Annotated in this window: 19 protein-coding genes; 13 read left to right on the forward strand and 6 right to left on the reverse strand. The window is 71.7% G+C overall.

The annotated features are described in order from the left end of the window. The first annotated feature begins 15 nt into the window (after positions 1 to 15). Positions 16 to 705: a peptide deformylase gene (gene def / locus ACFU5G_RS05705; protein WP_121385961.1), complete on the forward strand. Its 690-nt coding sequence runs from the start codon at positions 16 to 18 to the stop codon at positions 703 to 705. 66 nt (positions 706 to 771) lie between these two features. On the opposite strand, the gene ACFU5G_RS05710 is transcribed toward def, so the two are convergent. The 3 genes from ACFU5G_RS05710 to ACFU5G_RS05720 all read right to left on the reverse strand — a co-directional run bounded on the left by ACFU5G_RS05710 (position 772) and on the right by ACFU5G_RS05720 (position 2,912). Beyond that, complete coding sequence (locus tag ACFU5G_RS05710) at positions 772 to 1,350, reverse strand: alpha/beta family hydrolase (protein WP_377241670.1); 579 nt, start codon at positions 1,348 to 1,350, stop codon at positions 772 to 774. A 61-nt stretch (positions 1,351 to 1,411) separates the two neighbouring features. Then, positions 1,412 to 2,257 (reverse strand): hypothetical protein, encoded by an 846-nt coding sequence (locus tag ACFU5G_RS05715; protein WP_377241672.1) that lies wholly within the window; start codon positions 2,255 to 2,257, stop codon positions 1,412 to 1,414. A 34-nt stretch (positions 2,258 to 2,291) separates the two neighbouring features. Then, positions 2,292 to 2,912 (reverse strand): hypothetical protein, encoded by a 621-nt coding sequence (locus ACFU5G_RS05720; RefSeq protein WP_377241674.1) that lies wholly within the window; start codon positions 2,910 to 2,912, stop codon positions 2,292 to 2,294. Positions 2,913 to 3,207: 295 nt separating this feature from the next. Between ACFU5G_RS05720 and ACFU5G_RS05725 the strand changes: the two genes are divergently transcribed. Continuing rightward, positions 3,208 to 5,769 carry an ATP-dependent Clp protease ATP-binding subunit gene (locus ACFU5G_RS05725; protein ID WP_377241676.1) on the forward strand — a complete coding sequence of 854 codons (2,562 nt, stop codon included), beginning with the start codon at positions 3,208 to 3,210 and terminating at the stop codon, positions 5,767 to 5,769. A 91-nt stretch (positions 5,770 to 5,860) separates the two neighbouring features. Here ACFU5G_RS05725 and ACFU5G_RS05730 read toward each other — a convergent pair whose 3' ends face one another. After that, a complete protein-coding gene (locus ACFU5G_RS05730) occupies positions 5,861 to 6,610 on the reverse strand; it encodes an IclR family transcriptional regulator (protein ID WP_377241678.1) in 750 nt (249 codons plus the stop codon). A gap of 69 nt (positions 6,611 to 6,679) precedes the next feature. Between ACFU5G_RS05730 and eda the strand changes: the two genes are divergently transcribed. The 3 genes from eda to ACFU5G_RS05745 all read left to right on the forward strand — a co-directional run bounded on the left by eda (position 6,680) and on the right by ACFU5G_RS05745 (position 9,539). Next, entirely contained in the window at positions 6,680 to 7,342 is a 663-nt protein-coding gene (eda, locus tag ACFU5G_RS05735) for a bifunctional 4-hydroxy-2-oxoglutarate aldolase/2-dehydro-3-deoxy-phosphogluconate aldolase (RefSeq protein WP_377241680.1), read from the forward strand. Further along, positions 7,339 to 8,439, forward strand: coding sequence for a sugar kinase (locus ACFU5G_RS05740; protein WP_020015865.1), 1,101 nt, complete (start codon positions 7,339 to 7,341; stop codon positions 8,437 to 8,439). The genes eda and ACFU5G_RS05740 overlap by 4 nt, the downstream gene beginning before the upstream one ends. 107 nt (positions 8,440 to 8,546) lie before the next feature. After that, positions 8,547 to 9,539, forward strand: coding sequence for an NAD-dependent epimerase/dehydratase family protein (locus ACFU5G_RS05745; RefSeq protein WP_377241682.1), 993 nt, complete (start codon positions 8,547 to 8,549; stop codon positions 9,537 to 9,539). A gap of 67 nt (positions 9,540 to 9,606) precedes the next feature. Here the strand turns inward: ACFU5G_RS05745 and ACFU5G_RS05750 are convergent, their stop codons facing one another. Both ACFU5G_RS05750 and ACFU5G_RS05755 read right to left on the reverse strand, forming a co-directional pair. Next, the gene (locus ACFU5G_RS05750; RefSeq protein ID WP_377241684.1) at positions 9,607 to 10,581 is read right to left on the reverse strand and encodes an NAD(P)/FAD-dependent oxidoreductase; all 975 of its coding nucleotides are present in this window, start codon (positions 10,579 to 10,581) and stop codon (positions 9,607 to 9,609) included. A 13-nt stretch (positions 10,582 to 10,594) separates the two neighbouring features. Then, the gene (locus ACFU5G_RS05755) at positions 10,595 to 11,611 is read right to left on the reverse strand and encodes a LacI family DNA-binding transcriptional regulator (RefSeq protein WP_377241686.1); all 1,017 of its coding nucleotides are present in this window, start codon (positions 11,609 to 11,611) and stop codon (positions 10,595 to 10,597) included. A 226-nt stretch (positions 11,612 to 11,837) separates the two neighbouring features. Between ACFU5G_RS05755 and ACFU5G_RS05760 the strand changes: the two genes are divergently transcribed. The 8 genes from ACFU5G_RS05760 to ACFU5G_RS05795 all read left to right on the forward strand — a co-directional run bounded on the left by ACFU5G_RS05760 (position 11,838) and on the right by ACFU5G_RS05795 (position 21,336). After that, positions 11,838 to 12,779: a sugar ABC transporter permease gene (locus ACFU5G_RS05760; RefSeq protein WP_020015868.1), complete on the forward strand. Its 942-nt coding sequence runs from the start codon at positions 11,838 to 11,840 to the stop codon at positions 12,777 to 12,779. Then, positions 12,773 to 13,723, forward strand: a complete 951-nt coding sequence (locus tag ACFU5G_RS05765) for a carbohydrate ABC transporter permease (protein WP_377241688.1) — start codon at positions 12,773 to 12,775, stop codon at positions 13,721 to 13,723. The genes ACFU5G_RS05760 and ACFU5G_RS05765 overlap by 7 nt, the downstream gene beginning before the upstream one ends. Positions 13,724 to 13,785: 62 nt before the next feature. Further along, a complete protein-coding gene (locus ACFU5G_RS05770; RefSeq protein WP_377241690.1) occupies positions 13,786 to 15,432 on the forward strand; it encodes an extracellular solute-binding protein in 1,647 nt (548 codons plus the stop codon). Between the two features lie 93 nt (positions 15,433 to 15,525). Beyond that, on the forward strand, positions 15,526 to 17,073 hold the full coding sequence (locus tag ACFU5G_RS05775) for a xylan 1,4-beta-xylosidase (RefSeq protein WP_377241692.1): 1,548 nt from the start codon (positions 15,526 to 15,528) through the stop codon (positions 17,071 to 17,073). Beyond that, positions 17,070 to 19,124 carry a beta-galactosidase gene (locus ACFU5G_RS05780; protein WP_377241694.1) on the forward strand — a complete coding sequence of 685 codons (2,055 nt, stop codon included), beginning with the start codon at positions 17,070 to 17,072 and terminating at the stop codon, positions 19,122 to 19,124. The genes ACFU5G_RS05775 and ACFU5G_RS05780 overlap by 4 nt, the downstream gene beginning before the upstream one ends. Next, on the forward strand, positions 19,121 to 19,837 hold the full coding sequence (locus ACFU5G_RS05785) for a DUF624 domain-containing protein (protein ID WP_377241696.1): 717 nt from the start codon (positions 19,121 to 19,123) through the stop codon (positions 19,835 to 19,837). The genes ACFU5G_RS05780 and ACFU5G_RS05785 overlap by 4 nt, the downstream gene beginning before the upstream one ends. Before the next feature lie 65 nt (positions 19,838 to 19,902). Beyond that, entirely contained in the window at positions 19,903 to 20,820 is a 918-nt protein-coding gene (locus ACFU5G_RS05790; protein WP_377241698.1) for a hypothetical protein, read from the forward strand. Between the two features lie 174 nt (positions 20,821 to 20,994). Beyond that, complete coding sequence (locus tag ACFU5G_RS05795; protein ID WP_377241700.1) at positions 20,995 to 21,336, forward strand: YnfA family protein; 342 nt, start codon at positions 20,995 to 20,997, stop codon at positions 21,334 to 21,336. The last annotated feature ends 61 nt before the right edge of the window (positions 21,337 to 21,397 follow it).

Genomic DNA, 21,397 nt, shown 5'->3' on the forward strand with positions numbered 1-21,397 from the left:
GGTACCCTCTCTGCCATGGCATGGACCCGCCCCCGACGACGTAAGCCCGTCACGTACCTGCTCGGCGAGCCGGTCGAGGAGTACCCCGCGACCGCCCCGGAGGTGGAGCGGGGCCGGGTGCTGCGCATCACCGAGATCGGCGAGCCGGTGCTGCACACGCCGTCCCGGACCGTCGAGGAGTTCTCGACGCCGGAGCTCGCGCGGCTGATCGACGACCTGTTCGCCACCATGGAGTCGGCGCAGGGCGTGGGTCTCGCGGCGCCTCAGGTGGGCGTGGACCTGCGGGTGTTCGTCTACGACCTCACGGACGCGTCCGGGGACCGGCACGTGGGCCACGTGGTCAACCCGGTCCTGGAGATGGACCTCGAGGCCGAGCCCGAGACCGAGGAGGAGGGCTGCCTCTCCGTGCCCGGCGCGTACGAGCCCCTGGAACGGCCCGGCGCCGCCACGGTGCGCGGCGTGGACCAGCACGGGGGACCGGTGCAGCTGTCGGGCACCGGCTACCTGGCGCGCTGCTTCATCCACGAGTCGCAGCACCTCGACGGCACCCTGTACTGGGACCACCTGGACGCCGAGCTGCAGGCGGACGCGCTGGAGCAGCGCGACGAGGAGCGGCCGCACATCGTCGCGGAGCGGCGCGAGATCGCGATCGAGCTCGACAAGACCCCCCCGGAGTACCCGGAGAAGCCGGCCGGCGGTCGCTGACCCGGACCCCGCCGCACGTGTCAGACCCTCAGGTCACCCTGGTGACCTGAGGGTCTGACACGTTCCTCAGAGGGTCGCGACCCAGGCCGCGACGGCCTCGGCCACTGCCTTCTCCCGCGCGACGCCGCGCATGTCGTGCGCCCCGGACAGCGTCACGTTGGTGACGGGCCCGGGGATCGCCGCGACGTGGGCCGCGAGCTCGTCGGGCGTGCCGAACGGGTCCTTGTCGCCGGAGACGAGGAGCGTCGGCACCTCGATCTGCCCGAAGTGCTCCACGCGGAGCTTCTCCGGCTTGCCCGGCGGGTGCAGCGGGTAGCTGAGCAGCACCAGCCCGGCGGCGGGCAGGCCCTCGGCGACCGCCATCGAGCACATCCGCCCGCCGTAGGACCGCCCGCCCAGCAGCAGCTGGCCGGTCCCCACGCCGAGCTCGTCCGCCCAGGCGGCCGCCTCCTTCCGCAGGTGCGCGACGGCGACGGGGGCCCGGTCCGGCATCCGCCGCCCCTCCAGGCGGTACGGGAAGTCGACGCGGCGCACGGGCAGCGGCGGCGCGGCGTCGGCCAGGGTCTGCTCGACCGTGACGAGCGCCGGGCTCTCGCGGCTCGCGCCCGCGCCGGGGGTCAGCAGGAGGCCTGCGGGAGTGGTCACCGGATCAGTCTGCCCCGAGCGGCGTCGTCCGGCTGGGCCGGAGCGAGGTGCGGCGCGGGCCTCAGGTGAGGCGGCGCAGGAGCAGCAGCGCGCCGCCCACGGTCAGCAGCCCGCCGCCGCCGAGCACCGCGACCCAGCCCAGCGGCGTGAGCAGGTCCTCCTCCTGCGCCACGTGCGTCTGCGCCTGGGCCGGGGACACCTCCTGGATGTTCCGCAGCAGCCCGGCCCCGGGCGACGTGGTCGACGGCGAGGGGCTCGGCGTGGCGGACGCCGACGGGGTCGGTGTCGGGCTCGGGCTGGCCGACGGCGTCGGGGTGGGGGTCGGCGTGGGCGTCGGGGTCGGCTCCGTCGCCGCTGCCGCCGCCTGTTCCGCCGCCGGGGACTCCGTCTCGGCCGGCGTGGGCGTGGCCTCCGGCGTCTCCTCGTCCGCGGGCCGGGGCGTCGAGGTCGGGGTGGGGGTCGACGTCGGCTCCGCGGGCCGCACGGTGGCGGTGCACACGCTGTCGCCGCTCGTCTCGTGCCAGCTGCTCGCGTCCTCGACCTCGACCCACACCACGCAGTAGCCGTCGGGGTAGGCCTGCCTGGCCTCGCGGAAGCCGGTCCAGCCCTGGTTCTGCTCGCCGCGGGTGAGGTCCCGCCCGTAGGAGCGCGCGCTCTTGCCGCTCAGCGAGCGGACCACGTAGGCGACCTCGTCGCTCTCGCGGCCGGGCTCGAAGGAGACGCCGTCCGAGCTCACCTGGATGTCGTCGCCATAGCGCGCGGCGGCCGCGGCACGCTGCCCGGCGGCGGCCGTCCCGGCCAGGGCGAGCACGGTCAGCAGCAGCAGGGTCAGCAGGAGCCGGCGTGGTGCGGCGGCGTGACGTGCCATGGGCCGCGCCGCTGCGGCGGAGGCGATGGTGCGGATCACGGCGGCGATCCTACCGCCGTGCCCGCCGCGGGGCTCAGAATCTCGGCCCCTCCTCGCCGTGCAGGAGGTTGCGGATGGGCCGCGTGACGACGTCGACCCGGTCCACCAGGTCGGTGGGCCCGGTCACGACCAGGGCCCGGTCGGCCGTGGGGGAGTAGACGGCGGTCACGTTCCGCACGGTCACCCGCATGCAGCGCTTGGCGGTGCCGTCCACGTGGAACTGTTTCGTCTCGACCGGCACGTCGTCCACCTCGGCGACGATCGCGCGCATCGCGCTGCGGTAGTCCTGGTACGACTCGGCGAGGTCGGTCACGTCGGCCGCCTCGGGCGAGGCGGCCGGGTCGACGTCGGCGTGCAGCGGGGCGACGAGCGCGCCGCTGCAGGCGGCGCGCACGATGTCCTCGACCTGCGCCGGCGTCGCGGGCACGCGCAGGGTCTCGACCTCCACGGTCTCGCCGGCGAACGTGCGGTAGGAGCGTAGGAACCGCTCCTCCGTCGGGTCCGTGCTGTCGGAGACCCCGGTGACCTCCTCCTCGACGAGGTCCAGACCCCACGTCAGGGGGTCGTCCACCTCGCCGACGACACCGGAGAAGCGCGCGAAGCGCGCGACGATCTGTTCCCAGGACTCGGGGGTCGGGCTCGGTTCGTCCGCCATGGGGCCTCCCGGAGCGGGTGCGGGTCTGGGAACGAGACTGCCGGGTGCACGCGGAGGCGTCAACGACCTTCGCCGGAATCGGCCGGGAATCAGCCCGGACTCGCCGCCTCGCGGGGCCGCCCGGGCGTGTCGCCGCGCTCCGGGCGCGCTTTACCGTCCACGGACGGTCCATCGTCACGCCCCTGGCGAACATGGGCATCAACCGGTAGGTCGCCGCGTTGGGAGCGCATAGAGTCGTTGCGGTCAGGCCTGGTACCGCCGGTGCAGGTGTACGCCGCTCGTGAGGGAGCAGCACATGTTCGAGAGATTTACGGATCGCGCCCGTCGGGTCGTCGTCCTCGCCCAGGAAGAGGCGCGGATGCTGAACCACAACTACATCGGCACGGAGCACATCCTGCTCGGCCTCATCCACGAGGGTGAGGGCGTTGCCGCCAAGGCGCTGGAGTCGCTCGGGATCTCGCTCGACGGCGTCCGTACCCAGGTCACCGAGATCATCGGTGAGGGGCAGCAGGCGCCGAGCGGGCACATCCCGTTCACGCCGCGCGCCAAGAAGGTTCTTGAGCTGTCGCTCCGCGAGGCGCTGCAGCTCGGTCACAACTACATCGGCACGGAGCACATCCTGCTCGGCCTCATCCGCGAGGGCGAGGGCGTTGCCGCACAGGTGCTCACCAAGATGGGTGCCGACCTGAACAAGGTTCGCCAGCAGGTCATCCAGCTGCTGAGCGGCTACCAGGGCAAGGAGCCTGTCTCCGCCGGTGGCCCTCAGGAAGGTCAGCCCGCGGGCTCGGCCGTGCTCGACCAGTTCGGCCGCAACCTCACCCAGGCCGCGCGCGAGGGCAAGCTCGACCCGGTCATCGGGCGCACGCAGGAGATCGAGCGGGTCATGCAGGTGCTGTCCCGCCGCACCAAGAACAACCCGGTGCTGATCGGTGAGCCCGGCGTCGGCAAGACGGCCGTCGTCGAGGGCCTCGCGCAGGACATCGTCAAGGGCGACGTCCCCGAGACGCTCAAGGACAAGCAGCTCTACACGCTGGACCTGGGCGCCCTGGTGGCCGGCTCGCGCTACCGCGGTGACTTCGAGGAGCGCCTCAAGAAGGTGCTCAAGGAGATCCGCACCCGTGGCGACATCATCCTGTTCATCGACGAGATCCACACCCTGGTGGGTGCGGGTGCCGCCGAGGGCGCGATCGACGCCGCCTCCATCCTGAAGCCCATGCTGGCTCGCGGTGAGCTGCAGACCATCGGTGCCACCACCCTCGACGAGTACCGCAAGTACGTCGAGAAGGACCCGGCCCTGGAGCGCCGCTTCCAGCCGATCCAGGTGTCGGAGCCGTCGCTCGAGCACGCCATCGAGATCCTCAAGGGTCTGCGCGACCGCTACGAGGCGCACCACCGCGTGTCCATCACGGACTCCGCTCTGGTCTCCGCGGCCACGCTCGCGGACCGGTACATCAACGACCGGTTCCTCCCGGACAAGGCGATCGACCTGATCGACGAGGCCGGGGCCCGCCTGCGCATCCGTCGCATGACGGCGCCGCCGGAGCTCAAGGAGCTCGACGAGTCCATCGCCGAGGCGCGCCGCGAGAAGGAGTCGGCGATCGACGAGCAGGACTTCGAGAAGGCCGCCGGGCTGCGTGACAAGGAGAAGCAGCTCACGCAGGTCCGTGCGGACAAGGAGAAGGCCTGGAAGTCGGGTGACCTGGACACGGTCGCGGAGGTCGACGACGAGCTGATCGCCGAGGTCCTCGCGATGTCCACGGGCATCCCGGTCGTCAAGCTCACCGAGGAGGAGTCCAGCCGGCTGCTCCACATGGAGGACGAGCTGCACAAGCGGGTCGTCGGCCAGGAGACCGCCATCAAGGCCCTGTCGCAGGCCATCCGCCGTACGCGGGCCGGCCTCAAGGACCCGAAGCGTCCGGGTGGCTCGTTCATCTTCGCCGGCCCCACGGGTGTCGGTAAGACCGAGCTCGCCAAGGCGCTCGCCGAGTTCCTGTTCGGTGACGAGGACGCGCTCATCCAGCTCGACATGTCCGAGTTCTCGGAGAAGCACACGGTCTCGCGCCTGTTCGGCTCCCCGCCCGGATACGTCGGCTACGACGAGGGTGGCCAGCTCACCGAGAAGGTGCGGCGCAAGCCGTTCTCCGTGGTCCTGTTCGACGAGGTGGAGAAGGCGCACGCCGACATCTTCAACTCGCTGCTGCAGGTGCTCGAGGACGGTCGCCTCACGGACTCGCAGGGTCGCGTGGTCGACTTCAAGAACACCGTGATCATCATGACCACCAACCTGGGCACGCGGGACATCGCCAAGGGCGTCCAGACCGGCTTCAACGCCGGCGGCGACCTGGTGACCTCCTACGAGCGCATGAAGGCCAAGGTCAACGAGGAGCTCAAGCAGCACTTCCGGCCCGAGTTCCTCAACCGCGTCGACGACGTGGTCGTGTTCCCGCAGCTCTCGCAGGACGAGATCATCGAGATCGTCGACCTGGAGATCGCGAAGCTCGACCGTCGCCTGCGCGACCGGGACATGGGCATCGAGCTCACCCCCGCCGCGAAGCGTCTGCTGGCGGAGAAGGGCTACGACCCGGTGCTCGGCGCCCGTCCGCTCAAGCGGGCGATCCAGCGGGAGATCGAGGACACGCTGTCCGAGAAGATCCTGTTCGGCGACCTCACGGCGGGCCAGCTGGTGATCGTCGACGGCGAGGGCGAGGGCATCCTCGGCGAGTTCACGTTCCGCGGTACGGAGCGCGACGAGCGTCGTCGGCCGACCCAGGCCGAGCCCCAGTCGGTGCCCGCGGGCGCTGGGCTGGTGCCGCGCGACCTGCCGCCGTCGGGCCAGATGGCGGCCGGCGGGGCGTGATCGCCCGGTAGGACCCGGTCCTGACACAAGGCCCGGCCACTCCCGATGGGGGTGGCCGGGCCTTTGTCGTGCCCGCGCCCCGCGCCCCGGGTCAGCTGGCCGGCGGCGGGACCGACAGGCCCGCCGGGAGGAGGGGCGGGAGCAGCTCGCGCAGCGCGTCGACGCGCTCCGCCCGCGCCGTGCCGCGCAGCCGCTCCACGGGTGCCGTGATGCTCACCGCCGCGACTCCCCGGCCCGCGCGGAGCAGCGGCACCGCGATGCAGGCGATGCCGCGCTCGTTCTCCTCGGTCTCCCCGGCGACGCCGGTCCGCCGGGCGTCGGCCAGCACGTCGCGCAGGTGCTCCGCGGGGGTGTTCCCGCCGGCGAACCGCTCCAGGACACCGTCGTCGAGGTCCTGGACCGACAGGAGCGCCCGGCCCAGCGCCGTGGTCGCGGCCGCACGCCGCCGCCCGACGGCGGACCACACCCGGACCGCGCGCTGCGGCTCCACCTTGTCGAGGTAGACCACCTCGCGCCCGGCGAGCACCCCGAGGTGCACCAGCTCGTCGACCGCCTCGCTGAGCGCCGTCAGGGCCGGGTGCAGCAGCGCGGGGAGGTTCTCCTCGGCCAGGTAGGAGCTGCCCAGCGCCAGTGCGGAGGGGCCCAGATGGTAGGCGCCGTCCGACGTCTGCTCGGCGTAGCCGCGGTGCCGCAGCGCGGCGAGCGTGCGGTGCAGCGTCGGCTTGCTGACGCCCACGGCCTGAGCCAGCGTGGCCAGCGGCGCACCCGCGGCGCCGAAGCCCGCGAGGGTGTCGAGGGCCAGCAGCGCCTTGTCGACGCTGCCGAGCGGACTGGCTTCCATGGGACTCCCTCACGTAGCATGCGTTTCGCAGTGAACAACAGGCGTTCACCATAGCGAAACGGAGCACGCATGTCATCCCCCGACAACCCGGTCCTCGACGCGCTGGCCGCGCACCGGCTCGTGCCGGTCGTCGTGGTCGACGGTGCCGACGAGGGCGCCCGCCTCGCCGACGCGCTCGTCGCCGGCGGCCTGCCCGTCGCCGAGATCACGCTGCGGCTCGCCGGCGGCCTCGACGCCATCCGCGCGGTCGCCAAGAACCAGCCCGACGTCGTGATCGGTGCCGGCACCGTCACCACCGTCGCGCAGGTGGACGACGTCGTCGACGCCGGCGCGCGCTACATCGTCTCCCCGGGGCTGTCGGCCGCCGTCGTGCGCCGCGCGCAGGAGCACGGCGTGCCCGTGCTGCCCGGCGTCGCCACGCCGTCCGAGATCATGGCGGCGCTCGACCTGGGCGTCGACGTCGTCAAGCTGTTCCCCGCGTCCGTGGTCGGCGGGCCCGCCGCGATCAAGGCCTTCTCCGCGCCGTTCCCCGGCCTGCGGTTCGTGCCCACGGGCGGTGTCAGCGCCGCCAACCTCGGCGACTACCTCGGCCTGGACCCGGTCCTCGCCGTCGGCGGGTCCTGGATGGTGGACCGCAAGCTCGTGACCGCGGGGGACTGGGACGGGATCACCAGCCGCACCCGCGACGCCGTGGCCCTCGCGGCCCAGATCGACCAGGAGAAGAACCGATGAGCTCCCTGAACGTCCGCCCCGCCGCCGAGAGCGCCTACGACGTCGTCGCCCTCGGCGAGGTCATGCTCCGCCTCGACCCGGGCGACCGCCGGGTGCGCACCGCGCGCAGCTTCGACGTCTGGGAGGGCGGCGGCGAGTACAACGTGGCCCGCGGCCTGCGCCGCTGCTTCGGCCTGCGCGGCGCGATCGTCACCGCACTGGCCGACAACGAGATCGGCCGCCTGGTCGAGGACTTCATGCTCACCGGCGGCCTCGACACGCAGTACGTGCAGTGGGTGCCGTACGACGGCATCGGCCGCACGGTGCGCAACGGCCTCAACTTCACCGAGCGCGGCTTCGGCGCGCGCGGCGCGGTGGGTGTGAGCGACCGCGGCAACACCGCGATCTCGCAGATGAAGCCCGAGGACGTGGACTGGGACGCGCTGTTCTCCCGCGGCGTGCGCTGGCTGCACACGGGCGGCATCTTCGCGGCCCTCTCGGAGTCGTCGGCCGACGTCGCCGAGGCCGCCATGTCCGCGGCCCGCCGGCACGGCACCATCGTGTCCTACGACCTGAACTACCGGCCCTCCCTGTGGAAGGGCATCGGCGGCGAGGAGCGGGCGCGCGAGGTCAACCGGCGCCTGGCCAGCCACGTCGATGTCATGATCGGCAACGAGGAGGACTTCACGGCCTCGCTCGGCTTCGAGGTCGAGGGTGTCGACGAGAACCTGACCGACCTGGACACGGGCGCGTTCCGGGCGATGATCAAGACCGCGTCGGAGGCGTACCCGAACTTCCAGGTGATCGCGACGACGCTGCGCGGGGTGCGCTCGGCGTCGCGCAACGACTGGGGCGCCATCGCCTGGTCGCGCGCGGAGGGCTTCGCCGAGGCGACCCACCGGGCCGACCTGGAGATCTTCGACCGCGTGGGCGGCGGCGACTCGTTCGCGTCCGGCCTGGCCTACGGGCTCATGGAGCTCGGCTCGCTCCAGGAGGCCGTCGAGTACGGCGCGGCGCACGGTGCGCTGGCCATGACCACCCCGGGCGACACCACCATGGCGACACTCGCCGAGGTGGCCAAGCTGGCCGGCGGAGGCAGCGCGCGCGTGCAGCGCTGACCTGCTGCGCGACGTGCTGCGGGGGCAGGGTCGGCAGGGTGTCCGCACCTCGGACCGATCTTGCCCCCGACCAGCGCAGACAGGGTGCTCGGTGCAAGGATTGGAGCATGTCCCAGAGCATCCTGTTCATCGGTGGAAGCGGAATCATCAGTCATGCCTCGGTGGCCCGGGCCGCACGGCTCGGACACCGGGTGACCGTGCTCAACCGGGGCAGATCCACGACCCGTCCGGTGCCCGCCGGGGTGGAGACGCTCGTCGCGGACGCGAACGACCCCGAGGCCGTCGCCGCCGCCGTCGGCAGCCGGGAGTTCGACGTCGTCGCCCAGTTCCGGGCGTTCGGGCCGGAGCACGTGGCGCGCGACGTCGCGCAGTTCGCGGGCCGGACCGGGCAGTACGTGTTCATCTCGTCGGCGTCGGCCTACCAGACGCCGCCGTCGCGGCTGCCCGTGCGGGAGTCGACGCCGCTGCGCAACCCGTTCTGGCAGTACTCCCGCGACAAGATCGCCTGCGAGGACCTGCTGGTGCGCGAGTACCGGGACAACGGGTTCCCCGCCACGATCGTGCGCCCGTCGCACACCTACGACCGCACCCTGCTGCCGACGTCGGGCGGCTGGACCGACGTCGCCCGCATGCGCGCGGGCAAGCCCGTCGTCGTCCACGGCGACGGCACGTCCCTGTGGACGATCACGCACACCGAGGACTTCGCGGTCGGGTTCGTGGGGCTGCTCGGCAACCCGCTGGCCGTGGGCGACACGTTCCACATCACCGGCACCCACGCGCCCACCTGGGACCAGATCTACACCTGGCTGGCCGAGGCCGCGGGCGTCCGGAACCCTGACCTGGTGCACGTCGCGTCCGAGACCATCGCCCGCGTGCTGCCCGACATGGGCCCCGGCCTGGTTGGCGACAAGGCGCACTCGATGGTCTTCGACAGCTCGAAGGTGCGCTCGCTCGTGCCCGAGTTCGGCACCACCATCACCTACGACATCGGTGCGGCCGAGCAGGTGTCCTGGTTCGAGGCGCACCCCGAGGCGCAGGTCGTCGACGCCGAGCTGGACGCGGCCTTCGACCGGCTCGCGGCGCACGCCCGGTCGGTCTGAGGGCGCGCCCTCCGGTCCTCGGCCCGCCCGGGGACCGGAGCGCGCGGCTGCCCCTGGTGCCGGCGGCTCAGACGAACCGGTCCCGGCTGAACCGGTCGGGCCGGCATCCCGCGAGCTCGGGCGCCGCGACCCCCGTCGTGATCTCCTCGGCGGCGAGGCGGCCGGCCGCGGCGGCCAGGGTGATGGCCGAGTGCATCACGGCGAGGTACAGCCCGGCCGTACCGGGTTCGGCTCCGACGATCGGTTCGCCGTCCGTCGGCATCGGCCGCCAGCCGATCTCCGCGGAGACGATCTCGACGTCCGACGCCCCGGGAAAGTATCGGAGCAGGGATCGCCGGGCCTCCTCGGCGGTGTCCTGGAGGGCAGCCCGGTTCGTCTGCCCCGCGTAGGCCAGCGGAAGCAGCAGGGTCCCGTCCGGAAGCTGCCGTACCTCCAGCTCCGGGCCGGCGACGATCGTCCGCACCAGGCCCGGCGCGGCGCGCAGCCGCACCAGGACGGCGGGCGACGACTCGACCGGCACCTCGACGCCGATGCCGGCGCACAGGGCGGGGGTCCCGGTCCCGGCGGCCAGGACGACGGTGCTGCCCGGGAGCACCCCGGCACCGGTCCGGACGCCCGTCACGGCCGAGCCGTCCCGCACGAGGCCGGTCGCCGGGGTGCCGACGCGGAGCTCGGCGCCACGTTCGACGGCCGCCGCGACGAGCAGCTCCGTGACCTCGACGGGGTCGAGCGCGCCGTCGTCCGGGGCGTGGTGCGGGGTGTCGGAATCGCTGTCCCAGGTGAGGGACCCGGTCCACGAGATCCGGAGGCCGGGCAGCTCGCGCTCCAGCCGCCGGTACTCGTCAAGGGCGAGGAACCGCAGGGGCGCGGAGGGTAGGTCGCAGGTGTCCGGCCGCCCGATCCACGCGAACGAGGAGCCGGTGGCACCGGAGGCGGGCAGGCCCGCGTCCAGCAGGGTCACCGCCTGCCCGCGCGCTGCGAGGTGGTACGCGACCGATGCGCCGACGATGCCGGCACCCACCACGATGACTCGGTTCGACATGGGCCCCACCCTCTCAGGTCAGCGGCGCCGTCGACTCCCGGACCACCAGCTCCGTCGAGAGGTTGAGCCGACGGACCTTCGGCGACCGGCCGCGGGCGATGTCGAGCAGGATCTGGGTGGCGGCCGCGCCCATCTCGCGGAGCGGCTGCCGCACCGTCGTCAGCGGCGGGCCGACCCAGGACGCGAGCGGCAGGTCGTCGTAACCCACGACGGACACGTCCTCGGGGACACGCAGGCCGAGCTGGTGCGCGGCGCGCAGCACGCCGAGGGCCTGCATGTCGGAGCCCGCGAACACCGCCGTCGGCCGGTCCGGCAGGGACAGCAGCTCAAGGCCCTGCTCGAAGCCCGCCTCGACGTAGAAGTTCCCCTCGCGCACGAGCGCGGCGTCCACGACGGCGCCCGCCTCCTCGTGCGCGGACCGGAAGCCGTCGGCCCGCGCCCGGCTGCACAGCATGTTCCACGGCCCCGTGATCATCCCGATGCGGCGGTGGCCCAGCGCGAGCAGGTGCCGCGTGGCCTGGAGCCCGCCGTTCCAGTTGTCGGAGCCCACGGAGGCGACGTCGGCGGGTGGCTCGCCGTCGGTGTCGATCACCACGTAGGGGACACCGCGCCGGTCGAGCTGCTGGTGCTGGCTCTCCGACAGGTTCGCGGCGACGAGCAGCACGCCCAGCGGAGGTCGCGAGATGGTGGTGTCGAGCCACCGGGCCGGCGGGCGGTGCTCGCCGCCCAGCTCGGACAGGATCACGCTGGTCCGCAGCTCGGCGGCGGCGTCCTCCACGCCCCGGATGATCTCCATGGACCAGGCCGAGCCCAGCCGGTGGAAGACCAGGTCGATCAGCCCGCTGCCCGTGGGCGCGGTCGCCGGACGCCGTCGCCGGTACTGGTGCTTCTCCAGCGCGGCCTCGACGCGGTCGCGGGTCGCGGGGGCGACGTCGGCCCGGCCGTTGAGCACCTTGGACACGGTGGGCACCGAGAGGCCGAGCTCGCGTGCGATCGACGCGATGGTCGGCCCGGGGCTCACGCCGGTCATCGCACCCACCCTTTCGGTCATGTCCGCGGAAGTTTCGACCCGAAGGTACACCGTATTGCGCCAGTACTGGGTCTCGTACAGGGCACGGAACGCCGTGTCTGGATCGTAATCACCACGTTCTGGGCATGTCTTGACGTGTCGCCGGATCTCACCCTACTGTCCCTCACGACAAGCACTATCGGCATCGACGTCGATAGTTTCGAAAACGTTCCACAAAGAGGTGGGGATGGCTACCGAGCTACGCGGCGCAACTGAGCTACGCGGCAAGGAGACATGGGGCCTGGCACTGCGCAAGCACTGGCGCCTCTACAGCCTCGCGCTCCTGCCGATCATCTGGTTCCTGGTCTTCCGCTACCTGCCCATGGCCGGCAACGTGATCGCGTTCCGCCGGTTCCGGCCGGGCGGGTCGATCTTCGGCGAGGAATGGGTCGGCTTCTACTACATCGAGCGGTTCATCCAGGACCAGGCGTTCTGGCAGGCGTTCCAGAACACCGTGATCATCGGCGCCCTGACCCTGGTGATCGTGTTCCCGCTGCCGATCATCCTGGCGCTGCTGCTCAACGAGCTCCGGTCACGGGTGTTCAAGCGGTTCGTGCAGACCGTCAGCTACCTGCCGCACTTCATGTCGGTCGTGATCGTGGCGGGCTTCGTGTTCGAGCTGACGTCGCTGGACGGCACCGTGAACCGGCTGGTCAAGCTGTTCGGCGGCGACCCGATCTCGTTCATGCAGCAGGCCGACTGGTTCCGCACGATCTACGTGTCCTCCGAGGTCTGGCAGACCGTCGGCTGGGGCACCATCCTCTACCTGGCCACGCTGACCACCATCGACTCGCAGCTCTACGAGGCCGCGCGGATCGACGGCGCCAACCGCTGGCAGCAGACGTGGCACGTCACGCTGCCCGGGATCCGGCCCACGATGATGGTGCTGCTCATCCTGAACATCGGCCAGTTCATGCAGGTGGGCTTCGAGAAGATCTTCCTGCTCTACAACACGCTGACCCAGCCGACGGCGGACGTGATCTCCACGTACATCTACCGCGTCGGCCTCACCTCGGGGCAGCTGAGCTACGCCACGGCGATCGGCCTGTTCGAGGCCGTGATCGGCCTGGTCCTCGTCTTCTCCGCCAACGCCATCTCGCGCCGAGTCACCGGGAGCTCCCTGTGGTGAACACCGCCCCCGCCCCGACCACCGACGCCGTGGGCGCCGGGACCCCCGACCTCTCCCGGCCCCGTCCCGAGACCACCACGGTCAAGGACACCCCCGGCTACACGGTGTTCCGCTGGGTCAACACGACCATCCTGGTGCTGGTCGCCGCCGTCACGCTGTACCCGTTCCTCAACCTGGCGGCGCGGGCGTTCAGCTCCGAGGCCGCGATCCGCAGCGGCGACGTCACCGTGTGGCCCATCGGGTTCAACACGACCACGCTCATGTCGGTGCTGGAGCAGGACCTGTTCTGGCGCAACTACCTCAACACCGTGGTCTACACGGTGGTGGGCACCGCGATCGCCATGGCGCTGACCACGACGTTCGCCTACGTGCTGTCGAAGAAGTACCTCAAGGGCCGCATGATCCTGATCGGGTTCGCGGTCTTCACGATGTTCTTCACCGGCGGCCTCATCCCGAACTACATCCTGGTCAGCCAGCTCGGGTTCAAGAACACCATCTGGGCCGTCGTCGTGCCCCAGGCGATCAACGTCTTCAACCTGCTCGTCATGAAGTCGTTCTTCGAGAACTTCCCGGAGGAGCTGGAGGAGGCCGCCGCGATCGACGGCCTGACCACCTACGGCATCTTCTTCCGGGTGGTGCTGCCGCTCAGCAAGGCGGTGCTCGCCACCATGGTCCTGTTCTACGCGGTGTGGTTCTGGAACTCCTGGTTCCCCGCGTTCCTCTACATGGACGACCCGGAGATGTACCCGGTCACCGTGTTCCTGCGGAACATCATCGCGGGCGCCACCGGCACCGGCGAGGGGCTGAGCGACGTCGCCGTCCAGATCGGCGCCAACGTCAAGGCGGTGACGATGCTGCTCACGGCGCTGCCCATCGTGTGCCTCTACCCCTTCGTCCAGAAGTACTTCGTGTCCGGCGTGATGCTCGGCTCCGTCAAGGGCTGAGCGCGCCGCACCACCGACCGATCCGCCGTCGAACGACGACGTTCATACCCCGGAGGAAATCAATGAGGATCACCCCTAGAAAGGTCGCTGCGGCCACCGCCGTGGCCGCGCTCGGACTCACGCTCACCGCGTGCTCGTCCGGGGGCGACGACGACGGCGCCGCCGTCGACACGGCCGACAAGATGGTCGGCGCCATGGAGGACTACGGCGTCGGCACCACCTTCAAGGCGACCGAGCCGCTCGAGTTCGGTCTCATGTACCGCGACCACCCGAACTACCCGCTCCAGAAGGACTGGTCGATCCTCAAGGCGTTCGAGGAGGAGCACAACGTCACCTTCGACATCCAGTCGGTGCCGCTGGCCGACTGGCAGCAGAAGCGGGCGCTCCTGATCAGCTCCGGCGACGCCGCCGACCTGATCCCGTCCACCTACGCGGCCGACGTCGAGACGCTCACCTCGGGCGGCGCCGTCCTGCCGATCTCGGACTACCTCGACTACCTGCCCAACTTCCAGGACAAGGTCGAGAAGTGGGGCCTTCAGGAGGACCTGGACCGCCTGCGCCAGGCCGACGGCAAGTTCTACGTGCTGCCCGGCCTGCACGAGAGCCCCAAGCCGTCCTACTCGATCGCGATCCGCGAGGACTGGTGGGAGGACGCCGGCCTGGAGGACCCGAAGACCTGGGACGAGTTCGCCGACCAGCTCGAGGTCATCAAGGAGGAGCACCCGGAGCTCGACTACCCGTACACCGAGCGCTGGTCCATCAACGGGCCCATGGAGGCCACCCTCCAGGCCGCGGCCGGCAACTTCGGCACCGAGGCGGGCTGGGGCTACGGCGACGGCGTCACCTGGAACGGCTCCGAGTACGAGTACACGGGCACCTCCGAGGGCTACAAGGAGCTGGTCTCCTACTTCGCCGACCTGGTGGACCGCGGCCTGCTCGACCCCGAGGGCCTCACCCAGGAGGACGACCCGGCCATCGCCAAGCTGACCACCGGCAAGGTCGCCGCCCTCGGCGTGAACGACCAGGAGATGACGCGGTACCGCACCGGCTTCGAGGAGGCCGGCGACAAGGACGCGAAGCTCAAGGAGATCGTGGTCCCGGCCGGCCCCGCCGGCAACATCATGGACGCCACCACCGGCGGCCAGTTCGAGTCCGGCATCGCGCTGTCCTCCAGCGCCGCCGAGCGCGACGACTTCGTGGCGATGCTGCAGTTCGTCGACTGGCTGTACTACTCGGACGAGGGCCTCGAGTTCGCCAAGTGGGGCATCGAGGGCGAGACCTACACCAAGGACGCCGACGGCACCCGCACCCTGGCCGACGACGTCGACTGGAGCGGCCTCAACCCGGGCGCCCCGAAGCTGCTGAACACCGACTTCGGCTACTACAACGGCGTCTGGTCGCTGGCCCACGGGTCCACCTCGGACCTGGTCCGCTCCACGCTCACGCCCGAGGTGCAGGGCTTCCTCGACGAGATGAACAAGAAGGACGTCGCGGAGAAGGGCCCGGGCATCGCGATGGACGAGATGCAGCGCGAGGAGTCGTCGCTGCTGCAGACCAACCTGCAGGACCTGGTCATGACGGCGACGTCGCAGTTCATCCTGGGCGACCGCTCGCTCGACGAGTGGGACGCGTACGTGGCCGAGGTGGAGAGCGCCGGCTCGCAGACGTACGTCGACACCGTGAACCAGGCGGCGGGCGTCACCGAGTAGTTCATCCGTCGGGTGCGGGACCCTCGGGTCCCGCACCCGACAGAGCAGAGGAGTGCTGTGGAGCGGGTTCTTGTTTCGGGTTCGGCGAGCGGGGTGCTCGGGGAAGCCTGGCGTACCTGCGTGGGCACGGGGCGGTTCAACCTCGCCCTGCGGCAGGACTACCAGGAGTCGCTGGCCCTCGTGCAGCGCGAGATCGGTTTCCGGCACATCCGGGGCCACGGCATCCTGCACGACGACATCGCCGTGCACCGCCCGTACGACGCCGCGGGCCACCGCGGCACCGCCTACGTGTTCACCTACGTGGACCAGGTGGTCGACGCCTACCTGCGGCTCGGGATCAAGCCGTTCCTCGAGCTCGGGTTCATGCCGAAGGGCCTCGCGTCCGGCGGCCAGACCGTGTTCTGGTGGCAGGGCAACGTCACGCCACCGCGCGACCACGCCGAGTGGGCCCGCCTGGTGCAGGCCCTGCTGCGGCACCTGATCGACCGGTACGGCATCGACGAGGTGCGGACCTGGCCCGTCGAGGTGTGGAACGAGCCCAACCTCACGCACTTCTGGGCCGGCGCCGACCAGGAGGCGTACTTCCGCCTCTACGAGACCTCCGTGCTCGCCGTGAAGGACGTCGACGCGGCGCTCCAGGTGGGCGGCCCCGCCATCTCGCCGGGCGCCGACGACTGGTGGGAGCCCTTCGCCGAGTTCGTCACCCGGCGCGACCTGCCCGCCGACTTCCTGTCCGTGCACGCCTACACCTCCGGCCCGGCGCAGCACGTGCCGTTCGGCGTCTACCAGACGCTCCGCCGGCCCGAGGACCTGCTGGACCAGTTCGCCCGGCCCGCAAAGCTCCTGGCCGGGACGGCGCTCGCGGGGCGGCCGCTGCACGTCACCGAGTTCAACACGAGCTACCGGCCCGACAACCCCGTGCACGACACGGCGTACAACGCGGCCTACCTCGCCCCCGTGCTCGCGAGCGGCGGCGAGCACGCCGACTCCTTCGCCTACTGGACGTTCAGCGACGTCTTCGAGGAGGAGGGGGTGCCGGCGTCGTTCTTCCACGGCGGGTTCGGCATGCTCGGGCACCGCCAGGTGCGCAAGCCGACCTTCCACCTGTACGCGTTCATGGCGCGGATGGGGCAGGAGGTGCTCGCGCGCGGCGTCGACCACCTGGTCACGCGCCATGCCGCGACGGGGCAGGTGACGGTGCTCGCCTGGCAGCCCGTGGGCGGCACGGACGACGCGGCCGAGCCGGAGCGCCACGAGATCCGGTTGAGCGTGCCGATCGTGTCAGACGTACAGGTCACTGGAGGGACCTGTACGTCTGACACGTCGCGGGTGTTCGGGATGCGGTACGACGTCGACGAGAACGCCGGCAACGCCTGGGCCGCCTGGCGCGAGATGGGGCGCCCCGCGTCGCCGTCGGCCCGGCAGCTCGACGCCCTGCACGAGGCGAGCGAACCCGCCCGCCGCGCCTTCTCCCTGCCCGTGGTCCCCACGCCGGACGGCGGGCGGGCCGACCTCGACCTGACCCTCGGCCGCCACGGCGTGACCCTGGTGACCCTCGACCCCGTGCGCGACGAGACCCCGCCCTGGCTGGACGACTCGCGCATCCTGGGCCGGACCCCTAGCGACAAGGACGACGCGTGACCGACTCGAAGATCCTGTACGGCGGCGACTACAACCCGGAGCAGTGGCCCCGGCCCGTCTGGGAGGAGGACTACGCGGCGTTCGACAAGGCGTCGATCGACACGCTCACGCTCAACGTCTTCTCCTGGGCCACGCTGCAGCCGGACGAGGACACCTACGACTTCACGCAGCTCGACGCGATCGTGGCGCGCGCCGTCGAGGGCGGGCGCGGCGTCGTGCTGGCCACCTCGACCGGGGCGCTGCCGCCGTGGCTGGCGCACCGCCACCCCGAGGTGGAGCGCACCGACTTCCAGGGCCGGCGGCACGTCTACGGCCAGCGGCACAACGCGTGCCCGAGCTCGCCGGTCTACCGGCGGCTGTCGGCGGAGCTCGCCGGCCGCATCGCCGAGCGGTACGCCGGCACGCCCGGCCTGGTCGCCTGGCACGTCGGCAACGAGTACGGCGGGTTCGACGGCGGCTGCTGGTGCGACCTGTGCGCCGCCGGGTTCCGCGACTGGCTGCGCGTGCGGTACGGCACGCTGGAGCGCCTGAACGAGGCGTGGAACGCGACGTTCTGGTCGCACACGTTCAGCGACTGGGCGCAGATCGTGCCGCCGAACATGCTCAGCGAGCACTGGCGCGGACCGGACCACACCGCGTTCCAGGGCATCACGCTCGACTACCGGCGGTTCATGTCGGACGCGATGCTGGCCAACTTCCGCGACGAGAAGGCCCGTATCCGCGAGCACGACGCGACCACGCCCGTCACGACCAACTTCATGGGCATGTTCCGCCCCATCGACTACCACCGCTGGGCCGGCGACCTGGACTTCGCGTCCTGGGACAACTACCCGCCCGGCCAGCGCGAGCACGTGCGCATGGCGCTGGCGCACGACGTCATGCGCGGCATCAAGGCCGGCGACCCGTTCTGGGTCATGGAGCAGACGCCGACCATCACGGCGTCCCGCGACGTGAACCCGGTCAAGCGACCGGGCGTGCTGCGGCTCTGGTCGTGGCAGGCGGTGGCGCACGGCGCGGACGCCGTCCTCTACTTCCAGATGCGGCAGTCGCGCGGGGCCTGCGAGCGGTACCACGGCGCCGTCCTGGACCACGCGGGGCGCACCGACACGCGCGCGTTCCGCGAGGTCGCGGCGCTGGGGTCGGAGCTGGCCGGGCTGGGCGACGCCGTCGTGGCCGCCCGGACGCCGGCCCGCGTCGCGCTGCTGTTCGACTGGGACTCCTGGTGGGCCGCCGAGATGACGGACGGCTTCAACCGGCACGCCAGGTACGTCGACACCGTGCTGTCGTACTACCGCGCGCTCTGGCAGGCGGGCGCGCAGGTGGACGTGGTGCCCACGACCGCGGACCTGACGCGGTACGACGTGGTGCTCGCCCCGATGCTGCACGTCCTCAAGGGCGACGTCGCCCAGCGGCTGGCCGCCGTGACCGAGCGCGGGGGATCGGTGCTCGCCTCCTACTGGTCGGGCCGCGCGGACGAGAACGCCAACGCGCACCTCATGGACGCTCCCGGGCCGCTGGCCCCGCTGTTCGGCGTCCGGGTCGAGGAGACCGACTCGGCCGAGCCGGGCGTGACCAACCCGGTGACGCTCACCGACGGGTCCGGCGAGGCGGTCTCGGCCGCGGAGCTCGTCTTCGAGGTGCTCGTGCCCGAGGGCGCCGACGTGGTCGGCACCTACGGCACCGAGTTCTACGCGGGCACGCCGGCCGTGACGCGGCACCGCCCCGCGGGATCCGAGGGCGGCGAGGCCTGGTACGTGGGTACCGGCCTGGACGACGCCGGGGCCGCGTGGGTGGTGCGCCGCCTGCTCGACCGGCACGGGCTCGTGGGCCCGTACGCCGACGTGCCCGACGTCGAGCTGGCCGTCCGGGCCAAGGACGGCGTGCGGTTCGCCTTCGTGCTGTCCCACGCGACGGAGCCGGTCGAGGTCGCCGCGCACGCGTCCGGCGTCGACCTGCTGACCGGCCGGGCCGTGCGGGCGGGCGAGACGCTGCGGCTGGCTCCCACGGACGTGGTCCTGCTGCGCGAGGACCTGCCCGGGGAGGCGGCGTGAGCTTCGGCGGGCCGAGCTCCGGCCGGCGGGGCGACGGCGAGCGGCGCGAGTTCGGCGAGGGGGTGCTCGGGCGAGCGACCGCGCTCGTGTACTGGCACCTGATCGTCGAGCTGCTGCTCGTCGTCGCCGTCCTGCCGGGCGTGCTCGGCTCGCTCCTGCTGGAGCGGACGCCGGGCAACGCCGTGCTCTTCGCGCTGTGCCTCGTGCCGGTGGGGCCGGCGGTGTCGGCCGGGCTGTTCGCGCTGCGGGACCGCACCCGGGCCGAGGGGCTCACCCCGGCGTCGTCGTTCTGGCGCGGGTACCGGCTGAACTGGGCCGACGCCCTCCGGGTCTGGGTGCCCGCGCTCGCCGGGGGCGTCGTCGTGGTGCTGGGGCTGGCGAACGTCGGCGCCGGCGGCGTGCCCGGCTGGTACGCGGGCGTGCTCGTGGTGGTGGGCGCGGGGCTGGCCCTGTGGACGACGAACGCGCTGGTGATCGTGTCGTTCTTCGGGTTCCGCACCCGCGACTCGGTCCGGCTGGCGGCGCACTACCTGGGCGCGCGGCCGCTGGTCACCCTGGGCACGCTCTCGCTGCTGGTGCTGGCTGGTGGCGTCGTGGTGCTGACCACCGAGGCCGTGTTCGCCCTGCTCGCGGTGGTCTGGCTCGCCCTGGTGCTGCGCAACGCGGGTCCCCTGGTGACCGACGCCGAGCGGCGGTTCACGGCCGCCGCTTGACTCGCGCCTGGCGATATCGCGGGGCTAAATTGTCCGTTCTGTGGCTCTTGCGACACAGTGTGCGCATGGCTATCAAGCAGGGGGACCCGGGACGGCTGACCTATCGCTATCTACGCGTGGCGATCGTGGCCGTGGTGCTGGTGCTGTTCGTGTCGCTGACCATGCAGATCGTCGCCGACCACGGGCGGCTCGACTCCGGCGAGGAGTGGTGGCACGCGTCGATCAGCGCCTACTTCTACTCGCCCGTGCAGAGCGTGTTCGTGGGCGCGCTGGTCGGCATCGGCACGTGCCTCGTCGCGATCAAGGGCCGGCACGGCGCCGAGGAGGTGCTGCTCAACTTCGCGGGCATGTTCGCCGTCGTCGTGGCCCTGGTACCGACGCCGCTCGACGCCGACATGTGCACCGCCGAGCCCTACTGCCTGGACGTGCCCGAGCGGGTGGGCAACAACATCGGCACGCTCCTGCTGGTGGGCGGCGTGGTGCTGGCGCTCGCGACCTGGCCGCGGCGTCGTGACCTGGGCAGCCACGAGGGCTGGGACCTGTGGCTCACGTGGCTCACGTGGGCCGCGACCGGCGTCTGGCTGCTGGTCCGGCCCGACGGCTTCCTCGCGGCCGCGCACTACGCCGCGGCCGTGCTCCTCTTCTGCTGCCTGGTCGCCGTCGCGTGGATCAACGGTTCGGACCAGAGGATCACCGCGCAGGCGCTCGAACGGCTGCGCGGCATGTCGGCGGCGGCCTACCGCGTCTGGTACCGGGCGATCGCGGCCGTCATGGCCGTGGTGCTCGTGGTGGGCCTGGCGACCATGGTGGTGCTCGACCGGTACGTGCCGGACCTGTTCCCGCAGACGCTGTTCGTGGTCGAGGCCGTGCTGATGCTGGTGTTCGCCCTGTTCTGGGTGTTGCAGACCATCCAGTTCTGGGACATCGGCCTGCCGGCGCGCGCCCGCGTCGAGAGCAGCAAGGTCCCGGGCGACACGCCGTAGCGGCCGACCGTCGGGCGTGTCGCCGGGGGGAGAACGTCACCGCGCCAGGTGTGTTGCTGTGAGTAGACAGTGTCTACTCACAGCAACACACCCCGGAGACGTAACGTCTTCCCCGACGCGCGGCCCCCCCCCGGGATCGCGCGGACCTGCCACCGACCCGGAGAGTGCCGCCCGATGAACGTGACCCGATCGATCGTCCTGTTCGTGGCCGCCGCCCTCTTCGAGATCGGCGGCGCCTGGCTCGTGTGGCAGGGCATCCGCGAGCACAAGGGCTGGCTCTGGATCGGCGCCGGCGTGATCGCCCTGGGCCTGTACGGGTTCTTCGCGACGCTGCAGCCGGACGCCAACTTCGGCCGCATCCTGGCCGCCTACGGGGGCATCTTCGTGGCGGGCTCCCTGGTCTGGGGCATGGCCGTGGACGGCTTCCGCCCCGACCGCTGGGACGTGACCGGCGCGCTCATCTGCCTGGCCGGGGTCGCGGTGATCATGTACGCCCCGCGGCCGGACGCGGGCTAGGCGCCCCGGTCAAGAACGGGTGGTCGGTAGAAGGTCAGGTGGTCGGCAGCTCGAGCTGCCG

It is taken from the genome of Promicromonospora sp. NPDC057488 (assembly GCF_042802395.1).
GTDB lineage: Bacteria > Actinomycetota > Actinomycetes > Actinomycetales > Cellulomonadaceae > Promicromonospora.